Source organism: Microbacterium sp., from assembly GCF_049650565.1.
In the GTDB taxonomy this organism is placed as follows: Bacteria; Actinomycetota; Actinomycetes; order Actinomycetales; family Microbacteriaceae; genus Microbacterium.
Genome location: NZ_JBASAK010000045.1, coordinates 53,451 through 77,159, shown reverse-complemented (window position 1 = coordinate 77,159; position 23,709 = coordinate 53,451). Strand labels below are relative to the sequence as shown.

At 67.2% G+C, this 23,709-nt stretch carries 21 protein-coding genes; 7 read left to right on the top strand and 14 right to left on the bottom strand.

Annotated elements, in window-relative coordinates:
- Positions 1–53: 53 nt before the first annotated feature.
- Positions 54–1,082, bottom strand: a complete 1,029-nt coding sequence (locus tag WA967_RS08875; protein ID WP_424421377.1) for a diguanylate cyclase domain-containing protein — start codon at positions 1,080–1,082, stop codon at positions 54–56.
- 191 nt (positions 1,083–1,273) lie between these two features.
- Here WA967_RS08875 and WA967_RS08870 point away from each other — a divergent pair, with 191 nt between their 5' ends.
- From WA967_RS08870 to WA967_RS08860, 3 genes are all read left to right on the top strand, one after another.
- A complete protein-coding gene (locus tag WA967_RS08870; RefSeq protein WP_424421374.1) occupies positions 1,274–1,984 on the top strand; it encodes an EAL domain-containing protein in 711 nt (236 codons plus the stop codon).
- 214 nt (positions 1,985–2,198) lie between these two features.
- Positions 2,199–2,435, top strand: a complete 237-nt coding sequence (locus tag WA967_RS08865) for a hypothetical protein (protein ID WP_424421371.1) — start codon at positions 2,199–2,201, stop codon at positions 2,433–2,435.
- 50 nt (positions 2,436–2,485) lie between these two features.
- Positions 2,486–5,335: a helix-turn-helix transcriptional regulator gene (locus tag WA967_RS08860; RefSeq protein ID WP_424421368.1), complete on the top strand. Its 2,850-nt coding sequence runs from the start codon at positions 2,486–2,488 to the stop codon at positions 5,333–5,335.
- Positions 5,336–5,404: 69 nt separating this feature from the next.
- Here the strand turns inward: WA967_RS08860 and WA967_RS08855 are convergent, their stop codons facing one another.
- From WA967_RS08855 to WA967_RS08820, 8 genes are all read right to left on the bottom strand, one after another.
- The gene (locus WA967_RS08855) at positions 5,405–6,031 is read right to left on the bottom strand and encodes a GNAT family N-acetyltransferase (protein ID WP_424421365.1); all 627 of its coding nucleotides are present in this window, start codon (positions 6,029–6,031) and stop codon (positions 5,405–5,407) included.
- Between the two features lie 25 nt (positions 6,032–6,056).
- Positions 6,057–6,737 carry a PIG-L deacetylase family protein gene (locus WA967_RS08850; RefSeq protein WP_424421363.1) on the bottom strand — a complete coding sequence of 227 codons (681 nt, stop codon included), beginning with the start codon at positions 6,735–6,737 and terminating at the stop codon, positions 6,057–6,059.
- A 34-nt stretch (positions 6,738–6,771) separates the two neighbouring features.
- Positions 6,772–7,677: a carbohydrate ABC transporter permease gene (locus WA967_RS08845; RefSeq protein ID WP_424421361.1), complete on the bottom strand. Its 906-nt coding sequence runs from the start codon at positions 7,675–7,677 to the stop codon at positions 6,772–6,774.
- On the bottom strand, positions 7,674–8,558 hold the full coding sequence (locus WA967_RS08840; RefSeq protein ID WP_424421359.1) for a carbohydrate ABC transporter permease: 885 nt from the start codon (positions 8,556–8,558) through the stop codon (positions 7,674–7,676). The genes WA967_RS08845 and WA967_RS08840 overlap by 4 nt, the downstream gene beginning before the upstream one ends.
- Before the next feature lie 149 nt (positions 8,559–8,707).
- On the bottom strand, positions 8,708–10,021 hold the full coding sequence (locus WA967_RS08835; protein ID WP_424421356.1) for an extracellular solute-binding protein: 1,314 nt from the start codon (positions 10,019–10,021) through the stop codon (positions 8,708–8,710).
- A 27-nt stretch (positions 10,022–10,048) separates the two neighbouring features.
- On the bottom strand, positions 10,049–11,008 hold the full coding sequence (locus WA967_RS08830) for a GNAT family N-acetyltransferase (protein ID WP_424421353.1): 960 nt from the start codon (positions 11,006–11,008) through the stop codon (positions 10,049–10,051).
- A 111-nt stretch (positions 11,009–11,119) separates the two neighbouring features.
- Complete coding sequence (locus WA967_RS08825) at positions 11,120–12,313, bottom strand: exo-beta-N-acetylmuramidase NamZ family protein (protein WP_424421350.1); 1,194 nt, start codon at positions 12,311–12,313, stop codon at positions 11,120–11,122.
- A 97-nt stretch (positions 12,314–12,410) separates the two neighbouring features.
- Positions 12,411–13,307: a MurR/RpiR family transcriptional regulator gene (locus WA967_RS08820; RefSeq protein WP_424421348.1), complete on the bottom strand. Its 897-nt coding sequence runs from the start codon at positions 13,305–13,307 to the stop codon at positions 12,411–12,413.
- A gap of 118 nt (positions 13,308–13,425) precedes the next feature.
- Between WA967_RS08820 and WA967_RS08815 the strand changes: the two genes are divergently transcribed.
- The 3 genes from WA967_RS08815 to WA967_RS08805 all read left to right on the top strand — a co-directional run bounded on the left by WA967_RS08815 (position 13,426) and on the right by WA967_RS08805 (position 16,732).
- Positions 13,426–14,340 carry an N-acetylglucosamine kinase gene (locus WA967_RS08815; RefSeq protein ID WP_424421345.1) on the top strand — a complete coding sequence of 305 codons (915 nt, stop codon included), beginning with the start codon at positions 13,426–13,428 and terminating at the stop codon, positions 14,338–14,340.
- Positions 14,333–15,277, top strand: a complete 945-nt coding sequence (murQ, locus tag WA967_RS08810; protein ID WP_424421343.1) for an N-acetylmuramic acid 6-phosphate etherase — start codon at positions 14,333–14,335, stop codon at positions 15,275–15,277. Before WA967_RS08815 ends, murQ begins: the two co-directional genes overlap by 8 nt.
- An 81-nt stretch (positions 15,278–15,358) precedes the next feature.
- Entirely contained in the window at positions 15,359–16,732 is a 1,374-nt protein-coding gene (locus WA967_RS08805; RefSeq protein ID WP_424421341.1) for an FAD-binding oxidoreductase, read from the top strand.
- Positions 16,733–16,763: 31 nt separating this feature from the next.
- Here the strand turns inward: WA967_RS08805 and WA967_RS08800 are convergent, their stop codons facing one another.
- The 5 genes from WA967_RS08800 to WA967_RS08780 are packed head-to-tail and all read right to left on the bottom strand — an operon-like array spanning position 16,764 to position 22,657.
- A complete protein-coding gene (locus tag WA967_RS08800) occupies positions 16,764–18,017 on the bottom strand; it encodes a CaiB/BaiF CoA transferase family protein (protein ID WP_424421339.1) in 1,254 nt (417 codons plus the stop codon).
- A complete protein-coding gene (locus WA967_RS08795; protein WP_424421337.1) occupies positions 18,014–18,850 on the bottom strand; it encodes an enoyl-CoA hydratase/isomerase family protein in 837 nt (278 codons plus the stop codon). The genes WA967_RS08800 and WA967_RS08795 overlap by 4 nt, the downstream gene beginning before the upstream one ends.
- A gap of 4 nt (positions 18,851–18,854) precedes the next feature.
- Positions 18,855–20,351, bottom strand: a complete 1,497-nt coding sequence (locus WA967_RS08790; protein ID WP_424421334.1) for an aldehyde dehydrogenase family protein — start codon at positions 20,349–20,351, stop codon at positions 18,855–18,857.
- A 24-nt stretch (positions 20,352–20,375) separates the two neighbouring features.
- Complete coding sequence (locus WA967_RS08785) at positions 20,376–21,512, bottom strand: iron-containing alcohol dehydrogenase (protein ID WP_424421332.1); 1,137 nt, start codon at positions 21,510–21,512, stop codon at positions 20,376–20,378.
- Entirely contained in the window at positions 21,509–22,657 is a 1,149-nt protein-coding gene (locus WA967_RS08780; RefSeq protein WP_424421329.1) for a glycoside hydrolase family 88 protein, read from the bottom strand. The genes WA967_RS08785 and WA967_RS08780 overlap by 4 nt, the downstream gene beginning before the upstream one ends.
- A gap of 135 nt (positions 22,658–22,792) precedes the next feature.
- Between WA967_RS08780 and WA967_RS08775 the strand changes: the two genes are divergently transcribed.
- Complete coding sequence (locus tag WA967_RS08775; RefSeq protein ID WP_424421327.1) at positions 22,793–23,614, top strand: IclR family transcriptional regulator; 822 nt, start codon at positions 22,793–22,795, stop codon at positions 23,612–23,614.
- Positions 23,615–23,709 lie beyond the last annotated feature (95 nt).

The window sequence follows — 23,709 nt, the reverse complement described above, 5'->3', positions numbered from 1 at the left end:
GGATCAGAGTACCACCGATACCCTATGGGGGTATCGGTGAACACCGGATGCTGTCAGACTCCCCGCTTGTTGCGGTACATCGCGGCATCCGCTCGACGCACGCCCTCCTCCATGGATTCACCAGGGCGCATCTCGGTCACGCCCCACGACCACGGGTGACCGGCCAGCTGTCGCATGCCGGCCAGCATCCGCTCGGCGTCGTCGGCAGGCGTGTCAGGCAGCATCATGACGAATTCATCGCCGCCGAGGCGGCCGACGAGGTCACCGGAACGCGAGAGCGAGACCCACTGCGCGACGAGGCTCTTCAGCACCGCATCGCCGGCTTCGTGCCCCTCCTCGTCGTTGACCTCCTTGAACCGGTCCAAGTCCAGCACCGCGATCGACAGCGGCCGGCGCGCGCGGTTCGCGCGACGCATCGCCTCGGTCAGCTGCGCGGTGAAGCCACGCCGGTTCAGGGCGCCGGTCAGCGCATCGGTGTGCGCCTCGACGCGCACGCGGTGGCGCACGAAGAACCCCATCTCCAGGCACAGCCACGTCAGCAGCACGGCACCGGCGATATTCGCCACTCCGAACAGTCCGGTGCCCAGCACCCCTTCGATCTTGGGCCCGCCGAACGGGCCGAATCGTATGGCGGCGGCGACGGACGCCACGATGATGAGCTCCAGCGAGCGACCGATACGGGCGCCGAAGAACCAGGCGAGGTAGACCGCCATGACCGGAAGCTCCTGGATCGCCGCGACGGCGTTCTGACGCTCCTGGGAGAACCCGATGTAGTAGACGGACACGACGGCATGGGCCACCACGAGCACCAGCCCGGTCCACTTGGGCAGTCGCACGCCCATCACCATCACCATCACCACCGGCACCAGGCACGCCACCAGCAGCACTGCCGCGGTCGTCGCCTCCGCACGCGTGAGATCGTCCTCGAAGAGCTCGACCCCCTCCAGCACGGCGAAGTACAGGCAGAGGATCGCCGTCACCAGGGACTGGACAGAGGTGCGCTTCCGAGCCCGCTGGATCCACCCCAGCTGCAGCCAGGAGAGCTCCTGGCTGTCGGCGGCCCGAATGCCCTGCTCGACCACGACGAATGTCCCTTCCCCAGCGCACCCCTTCCGCGCGCTGGATGTCAGACTACCCCGCACCCCCGACACACGTCGATGACGTCTTCGACGAAAGTCGAGGTCGGGTGGAAGTTGTGACAGAGGGCTCCTCCGCGGGACACGCAGCGAATACACTGAACCGTGATCTTCATCTCGCCGAGCACGGGAGCAGCATGACACGCACCGTGGACGCCGTTGCGCACTTCCAGCCGATCGTGGATCTGCGCTCCTCTCGCGTGGTCGGCTTCGAGGCGCTGGCGCGCTTCGACGACGGCGTCTCGCCCCTGGATCACCTGGACGCCGCAGAAGAGGGCGGGCAGCGCGAGGATCTGGAGCTGCGCCTGATCGAGATGGCCGTGGAGGCCGCATCCGCTCTCCCGCCGTCGTCGTTCGTGACCCTGAACGCCTCGGGCGGCACGGTGACCGACCCGCTCCTGGCCGAGGTCCTGCAGCGCGCGGAGCGCGCGTGGGGGCTGGAGCTGTTCGAGGGCTCGGCCCCGAGCGCGTGCGTGGCCGTGCGGGAGCAGGTCGACCGCCTCGGAGGCTTCCTGCTCATCGACGATGCCGGGACGGACTTCTCCGATGAGGAGCGCATCCGGCAGCTGCGACCGGACATCGTCAAGATCGATGGCGATCTCTTCCGGCGATCGTTCGACGACACCCCGGCCTGCGAGCTGATCCGCCGCGTCGTCGCGGCCGCCCACGAGGTGCACGCACGGATTCTGGTCGAAGGCGTCGAGGACGCCCATCAGCTGGAGACGATCGTCGCCCGGGGCGCGGACCTCGCTCAGGGCTACTATCTGGGTCGCCCCACCCCCGTCGAGGACATCCCCGCCATGTTGGCCGACCTGCACCAGCGCGTCGGGATGGATGCCGGTCTCTGAGCCGATGGTCCTGGGCGGGGGAGGCGACATCCGCGACCGGAACCGCGCGGCAGCCTCGCTGCGACTGGCAGCGCCGAGTAGTCCCGCAGGGCATCCTCGTACTCCCAGGCGCTCCTGAGATCTGAGGTGTGCGCGCGCAGAGATAGGGATTCCTCCCGATGCTCGCGCACCGCCTTACCGCGAAGTGTAGGGATGCACCGAAAGGGGACATCCCATGTATCAAGACATCATCGGCACCTACCGGGTCATCGTGATCGAGCAGGAGCAGGCCGCTCTCCGCGCCGAGCGTGCACGGATGCTGGCCGAGCGCGCCGCATGCGTGCCGGTCGAGGGGCGGTGGAGCCGGATGCTGCATGCACTAGGACCGCGTCGTGTCGCGAGATCGCGCAGCAGCCGTGCCGGGAGCCGCGAAGCCTGCCCGGGCGCCGAGCACACTCTCGCCGGCGCGTGAGCACGACGCGCACAGCACCGCGTGTCGGCGCCGCGTGGCACGATGAGGGCATGTCCCTCGTCGAGCCTGCCGCCGGCATGGTGGGTCGCGACGCCGAGTTCGAGCTGCTCGGCGCCGCTCTGCGGCGCGCCTCCGCAGGAGAGTCGGCGGGAGTGCTCGTCGCGGGCGAGGCCGGCCTCGGCAAGTCGCGTCTGCTGCGCGAGTTCAGCGAGAGCCTGCCCGAGGGCGTGCTGCTGCTGTCGGGCTGGTGCCTGGACTACGGATCCACACCCGCCCCGTACGGGCCCCTGCCCGCGATCCTGCGCGGGGCGCTGACCGCCCTCGGCGACGCCGCCGCCGATGCCGCCGGTCCGGGGCGTCAGGCGCTGCGCGTGCTGCTGCCCGAGCTGGGCAGCGGGCCCGTCGACCGGTCGGCCGGGCCCGAGGGCCTGCGTGAGGCGATCGCCAATGTGCTCGAAGCCGCCGCCGAACGGCATCCGCTGGTCATCGTGGTGGAGGACCTGCACTGGGCCGACGACGCAACCCTCTCCCTGTTGGCGTTCCTGCTGCGCGCACTCGCGGGTCACCGCGTGCTCTTCGTGCTCACCTGCCGTGTGGACGAGGTCCGTCGAGGCGGTCCCGTGCGCGCCTTCCTGGTCGAGTCCGAGCGCTCCCGACTGCTGGAGCGCATCGAGCTGAGGCGGCTGGACGCCGTGCAGGTCCGCGAGCTGGCCGAGGCGCTGAACGGGCCCATCGGCGATGCGAGCTTCGCACGGCTGCTGGAGCGGTCGGAGGGAGTGCCGTTCTTCATCGAGGAGCTCTCGTGCCGGACCACCGGACCGCTGCCGGACTCGCTGCGTGACCTGCTGCTGGTGCGGTTCGATGCCCTCGGCGACGATGCGCGACGGGTGGTGCGGGTGCTCTCGGCGTCGGAGGCCGAGGTCGACCACGGGCTGCTCTCCGAGCTCGTGGGTTTCGACGACGACCGACTGGACACCAGCATCCGCGAGGCGGTCGGCGCGGCCATCATCGGCGTGCGCGCGGACGAGGACTACGACTTCCGGCACGCACTGCTGCGCGAGGCGGTGCACGACGACCTGTTGCCCGGCGAGCGTGCGCGGCTGCACCGCTCGTATGCCGAGGCGCTCGAGCGGCGGGTGGCTGCGGGGCGCAGCGGGCTGGAGGCCGCGCTCGCCTTCCACTGGCATCAGGCGCACGACGCACGACGCGCGCTGGTGGCCGCCATCGCCGCGATGGACAAGGCTCGCAACGGCTTCGCGTTCTCCACCGCGGCTCGTCTGGGTGAGCTCGCGCTGGAGCTGTGGGATCAGGTGCCGGATGCCGAGGCTGCGACAGGCACGTCGCATCTGGCGCTGCTGAAGAGCTTCGGGTCGACGCTGCGAAACGCAGGATTCGACGAGCGCGCGCTGGCCGCCGTGGATCTGGCACTGGCCGAGATCGATGACGACACCCCGCCCATCGTGCGCGTCAAGCTGCTTCGGGACAAGTCGCTGTACACGCAGAACGCCGGCCGACCGGGCGCAGTCGACCTGCTGCGCGAATCCCTGGCGGCCATGACGGACGTCGATGACGAGCATCTGCGAGCGGACCTGCTGAACCTCCTGGCGGGGCGGTTGATGGTGCAGGGTGATCTCGACGGGGCGCTCGTGTCGGCGCAGGAGGCGCTGGAGATCGGGCGACGCGGCGGCTACGACGCGCCCATCTCCGTGGCGGCGAACATGATCGCCAGCTGTCTTCTGCATCAGGGCGATCTGGACGGGTCGGCGCGATTCTACGGTCTGGCCTGGGAGCATGCGAAGGAGATCCGATCCCAGCTCCACTACTGGGTGAATCGCTCCGACACGCTGAGCCTCCTGGGGCGGTACCGTGAGGCGATGCGCACCGCCGAGGCGGGGATCGCGCACGCTCGAGAGCTGGGCCTGGAGCGATCCAGCGGGTCGATCCTCACCGAGAACATGGTGCAGCCATTGCTCGAGCTGGGCGAGGTCGATCACGCCGAGCGGCTGCTGTCGAAGGACCTCACGATGCGCAGCTTTCGCATCTTCCGGGTCTACACGACGGCGTCGCGCATCCGCACGCTGATCTGGCGCGACCGGCTGGACGAGGCCGGCGCGCTGTTCGAGGAGTGGCGGGGAGCGCTCGGCGAAGCGACGACGCTGGAGCGGCAGGTCTGGTACTCCGTGGTCGACGTGGAGATGCTGCTGGGCCTCGCCTCCGGCCGTCTCGCGGACGCGGTGGCGGCGCTGGAGCGGATGCTGGACGACAACGGTCCCCGGTTGGCGCAGGACGTGCGGCGACTGCTGGACGGAGCTCTGATCACGGCCGCCCTGCGGGCCGACGGCAATGCCGCCGAGGCGCAGCGGCTGGCAGACCGCATCCGAGCGGCCTGGGATGCGCACGAGGCGGTCATCCCGGAGTGGAGCGTGCTGATCCGGGCGCTGCTCGATGGGGATGCGGATGCCCTGCGGGACGCGGTCGCCGTCGCCGATCGGATCGACGGACCGGTGCTGTTCCGCTCGGCGCTGCGCCTGGAACTCGCCCGCGCGCTGGTTGCCTCGCACGGCGACCGTTCCGAGGCCGCGGCGGCACTGTCCGAGGCCGCGGCGATCGCCACGAAGATCGGTCATGGGCTCCTGCAGAGGACCGTGCGGGGGTTCGCCGATGCCAGCCGGCTCGGCTCACCCGCGGCTCGCGGAGACGGCGCCGAGCTGACCGAGCGCGAGCGGCAGGTGCTCTCCCTGGTCGCCGAGGGGCTGAGCAACCGCCAGATCGCGGAGTGCCTGTTCATCAGCGTCAAGACGGTGAGCGTGCATGTGTCCGCGGTGCTGCGCAAGCTCGGCGCCACCAGTCGCACCGAGGCCGCCGCGCGATTCCGGTCGCGGATGTCGGATCCCGCCTAGCGCGGGACTCCGCGGCCGCCGCACACCCTCCGCCAGCCTGGGTTCGTCGTCCTCCCGCATCCGTTCCCGTCAGCGTCGCTCCGGCTCAGGCGCGTCTCGTGGTGGAACCCTCACGCCGAATGCCCGTGCACCCGGATCAGCCGGCAGCGGCTGAAGCCCGAGGTGCCCGTAGAAGCCGGCAGCGTTGCCGTTGCCCGCACCGGTCACGAGGTGCAGTCCCGGCACTCGCTTCTCGCCCAGTCGTGAGATCAGCGCGTCCATCAGACGTCGACCCCAGCCCTGTCCTCGCACCTCGGGCAGGAGATCGATATGCAGGTGCGCCGGGTACACCGAAGCGTACGGCGAGGTGACCCGGCCTCTCGCATCAGCGTAGGCGAGCATCATCCGGTCGTGGTCGGTGCACTCGGAGCGAACGAGATCCGGCCGCCGCCGTGGCCACCAGTCACGGGCGAACCATTGCTCGAAGGCCGCGGTATCCGGTGCGCACACCACATATCCGCGGGCGACGCCATCGACGTCGACGACGAACGCGAAGTCCGGATGCCGGAACACGTACGGCTGCATGAACAGGTCGGGCAGCAGCGTGGGGATGCTGTACAGACTGCTTGCATCGCGCCCCGCGTCTCCGGTCCGGATGCAGACCTCCGCGAGCGCGGAGCCGTCATCCGGCCGGTAAGGACGCAGGCGCGCATTCATGCGCACGGTGTACGAGCCGCCGGGCTCACAGGTCGACGAGTCCGGCGCGACCCGCGCCGACGAAGCCGCACGCTCTGGTCGTGCCCGCCAGGCAGCCGTTGGCGAGCATCATCGCGGAGTAGTAGTCGATGAACCGGAATCCGTAGGTCTCCCCGCGTGCGAAGGCCTGCTTTTGGATGGCTACTCGCCACTTCTCGAATGCGGAGTCCGTGACGGCCACATACCGATCGGGCACGAAGTCCTCTGCGTCCTCCCAGTTGTGGACATGCAGGATCTGCGACACGCCATGCCTGCCCAGTGGACTGTCCACCGGCAGCGATGCGAGAAATCGGGCACGCTCCGCAAGCGCGGCCGCTCGCTCATGGTCGCGGTGCATGCTCTTGCGCCAGTGAGTGATGATGAGCTCGGGCTTGTCCTGCCGGATCATGTCGGCGATGAGTTCCGCCGCGGAGTCATCATCCGGGAGGAAGCCGTCGGAGAAGCCCAGGGTGCGGAACTCGGCGCCGATGCCGTCGGCGAAGGACTGGCCCTCTTCGAGTTTCTGCTGCCGGTAGGCGTCGGGCGTCATCCGCGGGTGACCCCTCTCACCGTAGGTGCAGGCGAGGATGATCACCCTGTCGCCCTCCTCAGCGAGGCGCGCCAGCACAGGTCCCGCGGTCAGATCCATATCGCCGATGTGTCCGCCGATGGCGAGAACCGTCTTCATTCTGATACTCCATTCCTTGAGGCTTGACGGGTGGTCATTTCAGACCGCTCAGCATGATGCCGCGCACGTAGTACTTCTGCAGCATGAGGAAGATGATCAGCACGGGAAGGGTGCTGATGACGATTCCTGCCATCACGATGGGCATGGTGCGATCAGGGTCGATGAACGCCTGCAGCATCTGAATGCCGACGGGGAGAGTCATGAGATCCGGATTGCTGGAAGCGATCAATGACGCCCAGATGTACTCATTCCACTGACCTACGAATGTCAGCAGTCCGAGTGTGATGGCGATCGGCTTGGTCTGTGGCAGCACCACGCTGAAGAACAGCCTCCACTCGCCGGCACCGTCGATGCGGGCGGCCTCGAGCATCTCGTCGGGGACGCTGACCATGTATTGACGCATCAGGAAGATGCCGAATCCGCTGACCACGAACGGGAGGATCAGCGACGCGATGTTGTTGGTCATACCGCCGTGGCCACCCTGCCCGAGGATGTTGTTCCCCCCGACGAGCGGCCAGTTCAGGAGGATCAGGAAGTCAGGGATCAGCAGGAGGAACGACGGAAGCATCATCGTCGCCAGCACGAAGCGGAAGATGACATCCCGCCCGCGGAAGCGCAGCTTCGCCAGCGCGTAGCCTGCCATCGCCGACGTGATCAGGACGGTCGCCGTCACGGTGACCGATACGACCACGCTGTTGAAGAACAGCAGTCCGAGCTGGAGCTGGTCGATGGCCTGCACATAGTTGTCCCACGTCCAGTTCTCCGGGAAGAACCTGTATGGCAGCAGGCCATACTCGCCGGGGCCCTTCAGGGAGCTGAACACGGTGTCCAGGAACGGGACGGTCATGAACAGCCCGCCGATGATGACGACGATGTACGACAACCATGGGATCCCGTGGCGTCGGCGCTTTCGCTCTCCGGAGCGCGTGGTCGTGGTCATTCTTCGTCCCCTCCCCGCTTGCGACTTATCCACAGCTGCAGCAACGTGACGACGAAGATGATGACGAACAGCACCATCGCCATAGCACTGGCCGCGCCCCAAGCCCCGAACTTGAACGCCTGCTGGTACATCTCGAACGCCGCGACGTTGGTGGCGTTGGCCGGTCCCCCGTCTCCGGTCATCACGATGATGATGGCAAAGGACTGCAGTCCGGCGATGACCTGTGTGATGAGCACGAAGAGCAGCGACGGTCGCAACAGCGGCAGCGTGATGCTGAAGAACGTGCGCCACCTCCCGGATCCATCGATCTCCGCTGCTTCGTAGACGTTCCTGTCGATGCCCTTCAGACCTGCGGTCAGGATGAGCACGGCGGCCCCGATGGACGACCAGGCCTGCACGACCGCGACAGCCGGCAGTGCCAGGTCGGGATCGGACAGGAACCCGATCGAGTTCACACCGAGCACATTCAGGATCCCGTTGATGAGACCGGCCGGCTGATACATCATCTTCCACACGTTGCCGACCGCGACCACAGTTGCGACGAACGGGAGGAAGTAGAGGAACCGCCAGAAGCCCTGGAGTCTCAGATGCTCGATGAGCTCAGCGACCACCAGTGATCCGCCGACGGCGAGAAGCACCGCCAGTGCCGCGAACACGAAAGTATTGACGAGGATCGGCAACACGAAGGTGCCGTCCAGATTCAGGACGCCGACGTAGTTCTGCAGCCCGGTGAGCCTGATCTTGGACAGGTCGTACCCACCCCATTCCGACAGGGACAGGATGACGGCGAAGATCGTCGGAATGATCAGGAAGACGACGAAGAACAGCAGTGAGGGGCTGAGGAAGAGATAGCCTGCGCGAGCCTCACGCCGGTACCTCAAGGAGAGATGAGAATTACTCGCCGTCCGTGGCGAAGCGCTGACCTCCGTCCGTCGCGTACGGCGAGATTCCTTCGTCGACGTCTGTGTCATGGCTGCTCCGATTGTCTGAGAATGCGGGGCAGGGTTCCGCACCCTGCCCCGCATGAGTCCTACTTGACTTGCTTGTCGATCTTCGTGACGAGGCCGTCGAAGGTCTTCTGGACCGCCGCACCATTGACGAGGATCTCGTTCAAGGCGTTATTGGTCTCCGTCTTGGCCTCATAGGCGTTCGCCGCGTTCGACTCCGCCATCGCGTAATCGGCGGCTTCGTAGATCGGCGCGAGATTCGCGTCGGCGGTCACATACTTGTCGGCGAGGGTCGTCGCGTCGGACTTGCGCGGAGGGATGAGCCCCTGCTCTGCGAAGAAGTTGCCGAGCTGCGTCACGCCGTCCGCGTTCTTGTTCGAGTTCAGCCACTTGACGAACTTCCACGCCTCTGCCTGATGCTTGCTGTGCGCGTTGACGCCGTTGAAGAACGCGTACGCCAGGGAGCCGACGTCGCCGGCCTTCGGCCCGGGGATCGGCGCCGTTCCCACATTCACGTAATTGTCTTTCATCGCCGTCTTGAGGCTCCCGATCCACCATCCCGCCTGAAGCGCCATCGCCACTCCACCGGAGGGGAATGCCTTCGTCGGTTTGATCGACACATCACTGACCCCGGCCTCAGCCAGGTCGGACTCGAGCTTCATCACGGCCGTGGCTTCATCGCCCATCGCCGACTTGCCGTCGGAACCGAGGAAGTCACCGCCCGCGGAGTCCAGCAGCGACAGGAACGGATGCACAGTCTGGTTGTCGCCATCCTGAATGAGCGAGAGGCCCTGCACGACGGTGTTGCCCGAACCGTCGACCTTGTTCGTCGCCTTGGCGACCTCCACCAGTTCGTCCCAGCTCGCCGGGGGCTGCGCGTATCCCGCGTCCTGGAGGATCTTCTTGTTGTAGAACATCACGTAGGTGTTCAGTTCGGTCGGGTATCCGAGAACCTGGCCGGCGCCGGTCGTCACAGCGTCCACCGCAGCCTGGCTGTAGTTGTCCTTGATGTCGGCCGCGATGTCGGCCGGCGGTTCAGCCAGCACGCCGTTGGAGACGAGTTGGCCACCCCAGAGTGCATAAGCGCTGATGACGTCGGCACCACGGTCTCCCGTCTGACGGACGTTCAGCGTGGTCAGCAGGTCGTTGAACTGGACGGACTGCCACTTGACCTGGATGTCAGGATTCTCCTTGTTCCACTGGTCGACCAGCTCCGAGAAACCGCTCTTGAACGGTTCAGTGCCGTAGTGGCTGAGGAACGTGATGGTGACCGGGCCGCCGTCGCTGCCCTGATCCCCGTCGATTCCTGTGCACCCGCTCAGAGCGAGTCCGACCACGCTGACCGATGCGATGGCCACCAACGGCCGCCGGAGCCAGCGCTTGACTGTTGCAGGCATGATTTCCTCTCAGATGATGAACCGTCGTCAGACAGCCGTATTTGCGTGCATTATCGTGAAGGTCCGCGTGATGCCGAACCCCGTCTTCAGATACAGATGACCCGCGGGTGACTCCTCCCCGGTCCACAGGAACCAGGCGGAATGACCTCCGAGCGACTTCATCCGCTCAAGCGTCAGATGCAGGAGCACCTCACCGAGACCAGTACCGCGGCTCTCGGACAGCACTCCGAAGGGCCCGAACCTCTCGAGGACGTTCTCATAGGCGCCGTGCATGGCCCACCCGAGCATCCGCTGCTCAGGATCGCGGCACACGATGATGCGCTCCAGCGGCAGGCCCATCAGGAAGCTCTCGCGGATGGCACGCGCCCAGTCGGGGTTGAACCGGGTCCCCGCGATGTCCACGAGATCCACAAGATCGTCCCCGTCCGGGGACCCCAGGTACCACCCCTCCGCTCGCAACGACTTCACGCGCTCGCGGATCCGATCCGGAAGAGCGTAATCGTTCAGACTCATGTCCATCGCCACCGATTGATACTGCTGCTCGAAGCCCAGCGAGCGGAGCAGCGCTCCGGCAGCCGGGTAGCGCGCCTCATCGAGTCCGGGGAGAAAGTAGTTGGGGGTGTACGAGGAGAAGTACGCGGTGGTCACGCCCAGCTGATGCAGCCAACGCAGTGCAGACTGCAGGAGGGCGCGGCCCGTTCCTGCCCTGCGATGATCGGGATCCACGAAGAAGAACGGAATCCACCCGGAGTCCGGCTCGAGGTCGGCGCCCGATGCGGCGATCCGCCTGCGAACGGCGTAGGCGCATCCGATGATCCGACCGCCGGCTTCCGCCACGAACAGCCCGTTCGGATCGAAGTTGCGATCCAGCAGCACCAGATCGCGGAACCGATCGTAGGTGATGCCGTCCGCCGGCGCAGCCGCCGTCCACACTCGAGCCAGCTGTCGCCCGTCCCCGGGTGCAAAGGTCCGGATACTCGTGTCCATTCACCTCTCCTGACGTCTCGCAACATTGCGATCTGACCTACGACAGAAGCTACCGGCTCCCAAGAGCGGATGTCAAGCACTTTCATCCGTGCTCGCCAGAATGTTACACAATTACCTCTCGTACAGGAGAACGTCTCCCGAGTAGACCTCCGCGGTGCGCATCGAACGCACGCAGGCCAAGCCACCCAGCCCCTGCCCTGACTCCATCGCCTCGCGGAGGCCAGCGCTGCCCCACAGACGATCCAGAGCGAATCCGGAGCGCCCGGGATCCTGCCTCGCACCCGCCGGAAGGCTGTGCACCTCATCGGGAGCGTCACGCAGGGCGGCATCCAGGACCGCAATGGCCGTCAGCACGGGCTGGTACGCGTCAAAGTCCGTGATGTGCAGCTGAACACCGCGACAGCGCTCCCCGACGTACTTGTGGAATGTGGGCTGGAACCACACGTCGCGCACGAGGAGCCCCGGCAGGTTCTGCTCCCTCACATCCTCGCCGAAGCGGGCGCTGAGAAACGGTGCGCCGACCGTCTCGAAGGGATGGGTGGTGCCGCGTCCTTCGCTCAGAGTCGTACCCTCTATCAAGCCCATGCCGGAGAATGCGTACGCGGACTGCAGGGTCGGGATGTTCGGCGACGGCGGCACCCACGCCTGGCCCGTCGCGCGAGCACCCGTGTGGCTGTCCCAGCCCGACATCTCCACGACTTCCAGTTCCAGTTCCAGGCCCTCGGCACGAAGGTCGCGGCAGGCGAACAGCCGCGCGAGCTCTCCGGCGGTGAGGCCATGACGCTGATGAACGTCAACCCGCCCCACGAAGCTGCGGCAGGCCGGTTCCACCACGCCGGGCCCTGCCACCCAGACACCGCCCAGCGGATTGGGGCGATCGAGCACGACGAAGCGCAGGCCCGCGCGCGCGGCGCTTCGCATCGCGTCGTACATCGTCCAGATATAGGTGTAGAAGCGCGCCCCGATGTCCTGCATGTCGAACACGAGAGTGTCGACATCGGCGTCGTGAAGCATCGCGTCGAGCTCGGCATCGGTCGAAAGATAGGTGTCGAACACCGGGAGTCCCGTGCGTTCGTCGACGCTCTCGCTCTCGCTTCCGCCGGCCTGAGCAGATCCGCTCAGTCCGTGCTCCGGTCCGAACAGCGCCGTCACGGGCACCCCGGCGGCACGCAGCGCGTCCACGGACCGGCCCAGGTCGGGCATGGTTCCCGTGAAATTGGTCAGCAGGCCCACCCGGCCGCCGCCGATCAGGCGGGGATCGGCCGCTGCGCGCTCGGCGCCGGTCATCAATCGTTCTGGTCTCACGATGTCGCTCCTTCAGTCGATTACTGCGCATCCGCGCCGGGTCGCCCGAGAACGTCGATGAGACTGCGGCGAACGCGCCCCGCAGAATCCGTGCGACTCAGGCGCCCGAGCGAAGCTCCTTGACGATGTCGTAGGTGCTCTTCAAGGCCTTCACCGTCCGGTCGTACTGTCCCCGTGCGACACCTACGAACAGGTAGTCGACGAGCGTGAGCTGGGCGATCCTGCTGGCCATGGCGCCGGAGCGGAACGTCGTCTCCCGCACTGCGGTCCGGAGCGTGACGTCCGCCGAGGTCCCCAGCGTGGACTCGGGCAGGTTGACGATCGCGATGGTGAAGGCGCCCGCGGCTCGTGCCGCAGCCAAGAAGGCGACGGTCTCTCGAGTCTCACCGCTGTGCGAAAACCCGATCGCGACATCCTTCGGCTCACCCAGCGTGGCGGAGGCCAGCGCTTCGTGCGAGTCCTGGAAGTTGAGCGCCGTGAAGCCGATCCGCAGCAGCTTCGTGGCGAGATCGTGCGCACCGACGTTGCTGGCGCTCACGCCGAAGGTCAAGACGCGTCGTGAGCGCAGAATCTTCTGGATCGCGCGTCCGAGTGCACGAGTATCCAGGCTGTCAGCCGTCTCGCGGATGCCGAGAATCTCGCTGCCCGAGATCTTGGACACCATGTCGTCGAGCGAGTCCGACTGGCTGATATCCGCACCGTGGCGCATGATCGACGTGCCGGCGAGCTCCGCTGACTCCTTGGCCAGCTCTGCAGCCAGCTGCAGCTTCAGCGCCGGAAAGCCGGCGAAGCCCAGCGCTCGGCAGAAGCGCACAATCGTCGCACCGGAGGTCTGGCAGATCCGTGCCAGCTCCGAGGTCGTGCTGTTGACGACCATCTCCGGGCGCTCCAGGAACAGCTCCCCGACGCGCTTCATCGTCGGAGGATAAGTCGATAGTCGCGCCTGCAGAACGCTCTGAATGCTCACGGACTGAACACTAGCCCGACCAACCATCGCACACCTCCTCCTACGTCACGCTGGATGCAAGATCGATAGATTGTGATTCAATTACATCTTGACACTTCATACGGTAACATGATTTCACATTTGAGAACTCGAAGGAAGGACTCCGATGCCTGCCGCGAGGGTGGACTGCGTATCCGTGGACCTCGGCAAGACCAAGGTGCGACTGCGCCGCTACGGGATGACGCCCCGATGGGAGGCCGTTGGCGACGGAGCACCCGGGCTGGCGGATGTCGGGGGGCCGGCCGCATCGGCCGCCAGCATCCTGAATGCACTGGCCACCCAGACGGATGCGACGATCGGGAGCGTCGGATGCTGGTCGGTGGGAGCTGCAGGTGCAGCCATCACCCCCACTGCCGCCTCCGAACTCGCCGGCCGACTGCGGGCCGCACTGGGTGCGCCCGTCATCGTGACCTCCGACATGGTCACCGCGCACGTCGGAGCAACAGGAGGTCTCGCAGGGACGCTCCTGATCGCCGGCACCGGGGCAGTAGCGCTTCGAGTCGCCGTCGACGGCCGAACGACACGATCCGACGGCTGGGGTCCTCACCTGGGAGATGAGGGCAGTGGTCGTTGGGTGGGCCAACGCGGACTCAATGCGGCCCTGCGCGCTGCCGATGGTCGCGGTCCCCGCACGGAGCTCCAGCACCGCGCCGTCCACTTCAGCGGTGGGCTGGACGCACTGCCGGGTATGACAAGCGGCCCTGATGCAGCAGCCAGACTGGCTGCTTTCGCACCCGTCGTGCTGGCCGCTGCCGCGGCTGAGGACGAAGTGGCCATGACCATCGTGCGCGAGGCGACCCGCGCCCTTGCCGTCACAAGCGCCTCCGTCCGCTCCGAGGACAGCACCGTGTACGCCACCGGCGGCCTCACCGAGAACCCTCTCTTCCGCGCTGAGCTGCACGCCGCGCTGAAGGTCCAGGGCCTGGAATTGAAGAGCCCGTGCGGCGATGCCCTCGATGGTGCTGCAGTTCTGGCCGCCCATACCGATCTCCCCGTCGAAAGGCTCGTCGTCCGTGTCTGAAAATCCCGCACTCCCCACCGTCACGCAGATGCAGCACGAGCTGTCAGCGCTCACAACCGAGCGAGTCGACTCGGGCCTGCGAGACCTCGACACGTTCTCGACCGAGCGGATGCTCCGCGTGATGAACACACTGGATCACGAGGTACCGGATGCTGTGGAGCAGGCGATTCCCGTGATCACCGCAGCGGTCGATGACATCGTCGGCCGGCTGTCGGAGGGCGGGCGACTGATCTACATAGGGGCAGGAACCCCCGGCCGCCTCGGCGTTCTCGACGCCAGTGAGTGCCCCCCCACGTTCAACACCGATCCCGGGATGGTCCACGGAGTCATCGCGGGCGGCGACGGTGCCATCCGCACGTCGGTGGAGGGCGCGGAGGACGACGCCGACGCCGGCGCAGCCGACCTCGCCGGGCTCGCGCTGACCGAGTTGGACACTGTGACGGGGATCTCCGCATCCGGGCGCACCCCGTACGTCTTGGGCGCCCTGCAGTATGCGCGGAGCATCGGCGCCCTCACCATCTCCATCGCATGCAACTCGGGATCGGCGATCGGCGCAGTGGCAGACCATGCGATCGACGTCGTCGTGGGTCCCGAACTGATCGCGGGGTCGACACGACTGCGCGCGGGAACGGCGCAGAAGCTGGTTCTCAACATGCTGTCCACGGCGACCATGGTCAGGCTCGGGAAGACATACGGCAATGTCATGGTCGATCTCCGCGCCTCGAACCAGAAGCTGCGCGCCCGCAGTCGAAGAGCCGTCACCCTGATCACGGGAGCATCGGAATCCGATGCGGCACGAGCCCTGGAGGCCACAGGCGGCTCCGCCAAAGAAGCGGCGCTGGTGCTGATGCGCGGCCTGAGTCCGCAGGAGGCCCACAGCCGCCTGACCAGGACTCCCTCTCTGCGTCAGGTACTGCGGGACACCCTTCCGCGATGACAGGGCTGACCCGCACCCCACGTGATGCGGCGACCGCACGCCAGCCCGGACAAGGCACAACACAAGACGGAAGGAACGTGGATGCGTGAACCTGCAGATCTCAATTCGCTGCGCGATCAGCTGTCCACCGGGGCACTGACCACCGACGCGGACATCATGGCCTCATTCCTGCAGGACCATGCGGAGCGACCGCTTCCCGGCAGCGCGCTCGCGCTGGTCCGTGCCCGGGACGAGGAGGATGTCCGGACGACGATGCGATGGGCATCGAGCCGCGCCATCCCTGTCGTCATCCGCGGGGCCGGATCCGGTCTGTCCGGCGGCAGCACGGCCGTGGATGGCTGCCTGCAGCTGTCACTGGACCGTATGCGCGACATCCGCATCGATCCAGCGACGCGCACAGCCCACGTCCAGCCCGGCGCGTTGAACGCCGACGTGAAGTCCGCCGCTGCGGCGCATGGTCTCGCGTATCCCCCGGACCCCGCGTCCACCGCGTTCTGCTCCATCGGGGGCAACGTGGCGACCAACGCCGGGGGGTTGTGCTGTGTGAAGTACGGCGTGACAGGAGACTACGTCCTCGGGTTGAATGTCGTGCTCGCCGACGGCCGCCGGCTCAGCCTGGGCGGCGACCGGATCAAGGACAGCGCAGGGCTGTCGCTGACCAAGCTCTTCGTGGGAAGCGAAGGGATCCTGGGGGTGATCACCGAGGTGATCCTGCGACTCGTTCCTGCACCGGCGCGCCCGGGAAGCCTTGTAGCCACATTCGCTGACGTCGTCGATGCCATGCGCACCGTGGAGGCGATCACGGCGGTGCTGCGGCCGTCGATGCTGGAGTTCATGGATCGGACGACGATCCGCGCCGTCGAGGACGTCACTCACATGGGCCTTGATCTGGATGCCGAGGCGATGCTGATCATCCAATCCGACTCCGCCGGGTCGCTCGCCGCTGAGGAACTGACGCAGATGGAGTCGCTCTGCAACGAGCACGGCGCCACCGAGTGCGTCATGACCGACGACCCCGACGATGGCGACGCCTTCGTCGCGGCGCGCCGTACCGCGGTCACGGCCGTCGAGAGAAAGGGGGCCATTCTTCTGGAGGATGCCGGGGTTCCCATCCCGCGCCTCGCACAGTTGGCCAGCGGCATCCAGCGAATATCGGTCGACCGGAATGTCGCAGTGGCGCTCATCGCTCATGCCGGCGATGGGAACACGCACCCCATGATCCTCTTCGACCGCGAGGACCCCGCCACTTTCGAGCGCGCCCAGCGCGCATTCGATGACATCATGGCCCTGACGATCTCGCTCGGGGGCACCATCACCGGCGAGCACGGGGTCGGAAAGCTCAAGCAGCCATGGCTGCCCCGGCAGCTGGGCTCGGAGGTCATGACCCTGACACGTGAATTGAAGGCCGCACTAGATCCCCAGAGCATCCTCAATCCCGGCGTGATCGTCGCCTGATCCGTTCTCTCCCCTCGTGCGCGAGCAGGTCTCAGGAGCGCTTGGCGGAGTACGAGGATGCCGGTGCCGACTTCTCCCGGTCGAAGCCGACCACCGCTCGGTCGGGCCCGACTGCTCCGTCCTTCCGCATGCGCGAGATCTCCTCGTCGGAGTATCCCGCTTCACGCAGCACGTCGTCGGTGTGCTGCCCGACGGTCGGCGGCACCAGCCGCAACGGCGGGGTGTGACCGTCGTACTTGACCGGATGATTGACCACGCGCACCGTGCCCGCCGACGGATGCTCGAAGGTGAGCACCGTCTCGTTGGCTTCGACCTGCGGTTCGTCCAGCAGCTCCGGATACTCGTTCACCGGAGCGTTCCAGACGCCGATATCGTCCAGGCGGGCGCGCCAGTGCGCGATCGTGTTCGTGCGCATGTGCTCCACGATGATCTCGTTGACCCGCTCGCGCTGCGTGAACTGGTCGTCCCGGGTGAACTCCGCGAGCCTGGGGTCGTCGAAGGCTGCGGCCAGGGTCGCCCCGTCCGCCAGCGACAGCGTGAGCCACCCGTCGCTGGTCTCGAAGACCCCGTACGGGGCCTGGTGGAACCTCGACGAGATGCCGGAGGCGCTCCGCGGCCACAGCCTGCCGCCATTGAGATGGCAGTTGAGCGGCTCCAGCTGCAGATCCATCGCCGCGGAGAGCAGGTTGCTGTCGATCTTGGCGCCCTCGCCTGTGCGGGCCCGTCGTACGAGCGCCGCACAGATCCCCATCGTCCCGAGGGTTGCGGAGTGCTCGTCGACGATCGCAGATCCGACCAGCACCGGCGGATCCCCCGCCCGTCCGCTCAGGGAGGCCAGCCCGCTGAACGACTGCATGAGCAGATCCTGGCCGGGGCGATCAGCCAGTGGGCCGGTCGGTCCGAAGCCGGTCAGCGAGCAGTACACGATCCCCGGGTTGCGAGCCTTCACGGCCTCGTAGCCGAAGCCGCGCCGCTCGAGCACCCCCGGCCGGAAGTTCTCGACGACCACGTCGGCGGCATCCAGCATCCGCCACAGCACCTCCTCGCCGGCGGGGTCGCGCAGATTGATCTCGGCGCTGCGCTGATTGCGCCCCGCCAGCAGGAAGAAGACGCTCTCCTCACCGACGAAAGTGCGCGCCCCGGACCAGAACCGCTCGTATGAGCCGCCGATCGGCTCGATGCGCACGACGTCCGCACCCAGATCGCCCAGCATCTGCGAGCATGAGGGTCCCTGCAGGTAGTGAGTGAAACTGACGACCTTGATGCCGTCGAGCATGCCGGTCATGACCGACCTTCCGTCTCTGCTGCCTGGGCAGCGATCTCGCGAGGCGCCGTGAAGTGCGCGGCCCTCTTCTGGGTGAAGGCGGCAATGCCCTCTTCGATGTCTGGTCCCGTGAACACGCGCGCACTGTCCGCGAGCGAGGCGCTGACAGCCTGTGCGGTGGTCTGAGTGAGGGCGGCACGAGCACCGGCCTTGATCAGCTGCAGCGCCAGCGCAGGACCGGATGCCAGTTCCGCAGCGCGCTCGAGCGCGCGCGTCAACGCCGCGCCGGGCTCGGCGATCTCCGTGATCAGACCGATCTGCAGCGCCTCCGCCGCATCGACGCGCCGCCCTGTGTAGAGCAGGTCGAGCGCACGCCCGAGGCCGACCGTCTTCGGCAGGCGGAACACCCCGCCGGATCCCGGGAACACGCCCAGGCCGACCTCGGGGAACCCGATCACCGTCTTCGGGTCGACGATGCGCAGGTCGCAGGCGAGGGCGAGCTCCGCGCCTCCGCCCAGGCAGACACCGCCGATCGCGGCGATGGTCGGGATCGGCAGAGCCTCCACGGCATCCATGGCCTCGTTCTCGCGACGGAGCTTGCGCTCGACGACCTCGGAGCGGACGTCGGCGAACTCGGTGACGTCCGCGCCCGCGCAGAACGCCCGATCCCCGGCTCCCGTGATGACCAGCACGCGCACTCGGGCATCCTGAGCGATGTGCGTGGTCGCCGCCAGCAGCCTGCGGGTCAGCTCCAGGGTGATGAGATTCAGCGGCGGGTTGCTCAGCGTGAGCACGGCGACGCCGTCGTCGCGCACCTCCAGGGTGAGCTCGGCGGCATTCTCGGCACCGGTCACGCCGTCACGCTCCCGCACGGATCGCGAAGGATGCCGCGCGCTTGCCGGTGCGGATGTTCACGGATTTGAGTTCGGTGAACTCCTCGAAGCCGGCCTGCCCCATCTCGCGTCCCACGCCGCTGGCCTTGTAGCCGCCGAACGGCATCTGCGGCGGCGCGTCGATGGTGGTGTTGGCGTAGACGGTGCCGCTCTTCAGTCGCTTCGCGACCTGCAGCACCGTGTCGACGTTCTTGGACCAGACACTGTTCGCCAGTCCGTACTGCACCCCGTTGGCGAGCCGGACGGCCTCATCCTGGTCGTGGAACCTGGTCACGGTCAGCACGGGTCCGAAGATCTCGTCCTGGAATGCCGCCGATTCCGGTCCGACGCGATCGATCACGGTCGGCGCGACGAACTGTCCGCGCGCCAGGAGACCATCGGTCACCCGCGTGCCGCCGACGATCACCTCGCCGCCCTCGTCGGCCGCGCCCCCGATGTAGGAGGTGACCTTCTGCAGATGGCCGGCGTGGATGAGCGCGCCGACGTCGGTGGTGCGATCCATCGGCTGCCCGACGCGGAGCATGCGGGTCTGCCTCGCCACCTCGGCGACGAAGTCGTCGGCGATGGAGTCCTCCACCAGCAGGCGCGGCTGCGAGACGCAGCATTCACCGTTGTTGAAGTTCACCCCGAACACGACTCCCGCGGCGGCGTCCTCGAGATCCGCGTCCGCGAACACCACGTTGGCGGCGTTGCCGCCCAGCTCCAGGGAGAGCTTCTTGATGTTCCCGGTCGAGGCGGCGATCACCCGCCGCCCGGTGGCGGTCGACCCGGTGAAGGAGACGAGATCGATGCCGTCGGCCTCCGCAATGGCTTGCCCTGCCCTGCCGTCGCCGACCACCATGCCGATGACGCCACGAGGGACTCCCGCCTCCGCAGCCAGCCGCACGAGGTGCTGTGCGCTGGAGCTGGTCAGCTCCGAGGGCTTGACGACCGCTGTGCACCCTGCCGCCAGGGCGAACGGCAGCTTCTGGCTCAGGATCAGCGCCGGGAAGTTCCACGGCACGATCAGACCCACGACGCCGATCGGCTCGCGCAGCACGAGGCCGGTGAAATCGGGACCGTTGCTGGTGTAGGTCGATCCGCTCATGGTCAGCGCGAGCGAGGCCGCGTAGCGCCACAGTCCCGCGGCGCCGGCGATGTCGCCCTCGGCGAGGCGGATGGGCTTGCCCGTCTCCTCGGCATCCAGCGCCGCCAGTTCTGCGGCATCGCGGTCGATGAGCTCGGCGACGCGACCCAGGATGATCGAGCGCTCCATCCCCGTCATCCTCGGCCATGGCCCCTCGTCGAACGCGGCGCGCGCGGCGCCGACAGCCCGAGCGACCTCCGGAGCCCCTCCCGCCTGAACGATCGAGACGACCTCATCGGTGGCCGGCGCGAGCCGGTCGATCGGCTGGGCATCGGCGCTGTCCTCGAATGCACCGTCGATGAAGTGCTGCACGGAACGTGCGCGAGTGGTGGTCATGATGATTCTCCTTCTGAGCTGCCGTCAGGCGGCCCGCTCGTACAGCCCGATCAGATCGTCCAGCGTGACGGGGCGCGGATTGCCCGGCAGGTCGGCCTGCAGGAGGGCGTCGCGTGCGAGCGCCGGGATCGCGTCGCGCGGAACGCCGAGCTCCGCCATGGTGCGCGGCACGCCTGTCTGCTCCGCCAGGCGGTGCACGGCCACGGATGCCCGTGCGGCGGCCTCGTCATCGGAGAGCCCGTGCACATCCTCTCCGAGCGCCTGCGCGATGCGGGCGAATCGCGCCGGCGCTGCCGTGAGGTTGAAGTCGATCACGTACGGCAGGAACAGCGCGTTGGCCGTGCCGTGATGCACTCCGAAGTGCGCACCCAGGGTGTTGGCCAGCGCGTGCACGGCCCCGAGTCCGGCATCGTGGAAGCCGATGCCGGCCATCGAAGACGCGACCAGCATGTGGTACAGGCTGTCGGGGTCGCCCTGCGATGCGGCGACGAGGTGGGCGCCGATCAGCTCGATGGCGCCCAGGCAGATGGCGTCGGTGACGGGATTGGCACCGAGTGCGACGTATGCCTCGATGGCGTGCGTGAGCGCGTCCATACCGGTGGTCGCGGCGATCCTGCTGGGCAGCTTCGCCACCACGCGCGGGTCGAGCACGGCCACCTCGGCGAACATGAGGTCCGACACGATCACCATCTTGACCTGCGTCTGCGGATTCGTGATCACCGCTCCCTTGGTGACCTCTGATCCGGATCCCACGGTGGTGGGGATGACCACCACCGGAAGCGGTCTGTTCGCGAATCTGTCCACGCCCTCGTAGTCCACGATGGATCCGCCGTTGGTGCCCAGCACGGCGACCGACTTGGCGACGTCGATGCTGGATCCGCCGCCGATGGCGATCAGGACGTCGGCCCCGGCCACCTCTCGCGCTTGCGCTGCGGACTCGACGGTCGCGATGTCCGGATTGCCGACCACGTCGCTGAACACGTGGAACGGAAGGGCACTGCCGAGCACGTCCGTGACGATCCTGTCGATCCCGGCGGCGACGATGCCCGGGTCGGTGACGACGAGTGCTTTCGTGCCCATGGTGGGCAGTCGCCCGGCGGCGACCTCGAGGGCATCCGCGCCCATGATCAACTGCGGTGGTGAGGAGAAGTGCTGGCTCATTCCGATGTCCTTTCGGGGTGTGCGGGTGCGACGCTGGCGAGGGCGCGCAGTCGTGGCGACGAAGCCAGTCGCCACAGTGCCTCAGTGAAGTAGTAGTCGCCCCACATCACGGATTCGTCGACTCCGAGTCCGTTGCCGTGGTGGTAGGTGGCATGGCGCAGGATCCCCTCCCAACGGCGATCCGGATCTGCGAGGAATGCGTCACCCGAGAGCGTCGAGAGGATACCGGCGGCGTAGCGCGCGTAGCGCTCGCCCGCCGCCCCGCTCAGCTCCGCGAGCTGGAGCAGGCCGGATGCCGCGACCGCCGCCGCTGACGATTCGTAGGGGAGCGCCGGGTGCGGGTCGTCCCAGTCGTTGGGTGGCACGTACGCGTCTCCGGTGCGCAGGATGTAGGTGTCGGCCAGGTCCTGCGCCGTACGCAGGAAGCGCGTGTCTTCGGTGCCCAGGTGCGTCGTTCCGAAGCCGTACAGCGCCCATGCGAGACCGCGGGACCAGCAGGAGTCGGAGCGGAAGCCCTGATGGGTGGCCGCGCGCAGGTACTGCCCGGAGTCGGGATCGAACCATCCCTCGTGCACCGTCGTCGCGTCGCCGCGGACGAGGAACCTCCGCGAGGTGAGGGCGTGCTCCACCGCGACCCGCTGCAGCGCGGGATCGCCGCTGAGCCGAGCCGCTCGGAAGATGACCCCGACGTTCATCATCACATCGATGAACGTACTGCCGGCGTCGACCCACGTGCGCAGATACCTGCCGCGGGGGTTGAAGCGCGCCGCCATCGTCCGTCCGGCCCGCACCAGGACGTCCGCGGTGCGGGCGCTGGGCTCCAGATCATGCCATCTGCCCCAGCTGGGGTCGAAGAGGAAGCCGATGTCGTGGGTGGACGAGTCCGTCTTACGCGATTCCAGGGCGAGGCTGTACCGCTCGGCCTGGTCGTGCCAGAACCTCTCGCCGGTGAGCTCTGCGAAGATCCACAGCTGCCCTGTCAGGAAGCCGCTGGTCCACACGGGAGCCCATGGGTCATCCTCGAAATGCCACTTCCCGTGCTGGGTGTAGGTCGGGAACTGCAGGGGGTACTCGGTGACCAGACGGCGCACCTGAGCGCGGGCGACCTGCAGAGCGTGCTCGATGTCGAGCGACGGCGAATCCATGTGGCTGTCTCCTTCGCACGACGGCTCCTGGAGCCGACGTGACTTCACCGTAGGAGCGAAACGTGGGATGCTTCAATAGCATCCAGATAACGGTGTTCACTCTGAGCTAACGCACGATGATGTGGAGATGAGCCGATGCAGCCGAACCCCGACCGCGTGACGAAGGCCGCCCAGCGCCCTCGAACCGTGCAGTCCGTGATCCATGCCACCACCCTGCTGCAGGTGATCGCGCATGCGCGAGGACCGCTTTCGCTGAGCCGACTGGCGAGGGCCGTCGGTCTCAGCAAGCCGGCCACCTACAACCTGCTGGGCACCCTCATGGCGCTGCATCTGCTGCGCCGCGACGCTGCCGGGCAATACCTTCCGGACTGGGGCCTGTACGAGATAGGCGTGCGCGTGGCGGACATCGAGCCGCTGCGCGATTCCGCACGGATGCCGCTGAGGGAACTCGCCCGTCAGGTGCACGGCGCCGTACTGCTCTCCGTCCTGCACGGGAATCACGTGCTGTACGTCGACCGCGCCGAGGACTCTGTCGGCTTCACCATGGTCGCAGACATCGGCATCCGGTCTCCTCTGCACACGACGGCTTCGGGCAAGGTCCTCCTCGCGGCGATGTCGGACCATGTGCTCGGCGGCCACCTCCAGCGCCCGCTGCGCGCGATCACCCCTGCCACGATCACCGACCCGCGCATGATGCTGATGGAGATCGCCCTGACCAGGGACCACGGGTACGGCGTCAGCTGGGGCGAGCAGGAACGGGACCTGTCCAGTGTCGCCGTACCTCTGCGCGGCCGGGACGGATCCGTCTGCGCGGTGCTCGCAGCCGCCGTCCCCACCGCCGATCTGCAGAGGATCGCACCCAGTCGAATGGCGGGTCGCCTCTCCGGCACGGCTGCGATGATCAGCTCCTCCTGGAGCACGTCCGCTCCGTCATCATTCAAGTTCTGCCCTGACTAACAGCATTCGCCCTGCGCTAACACATTGTGGGAATTCGTCTTGCCGTGCTTCGCGGGGTGCTGAGACGCTTCGGAGCAGTCGCCAACGACGACGAC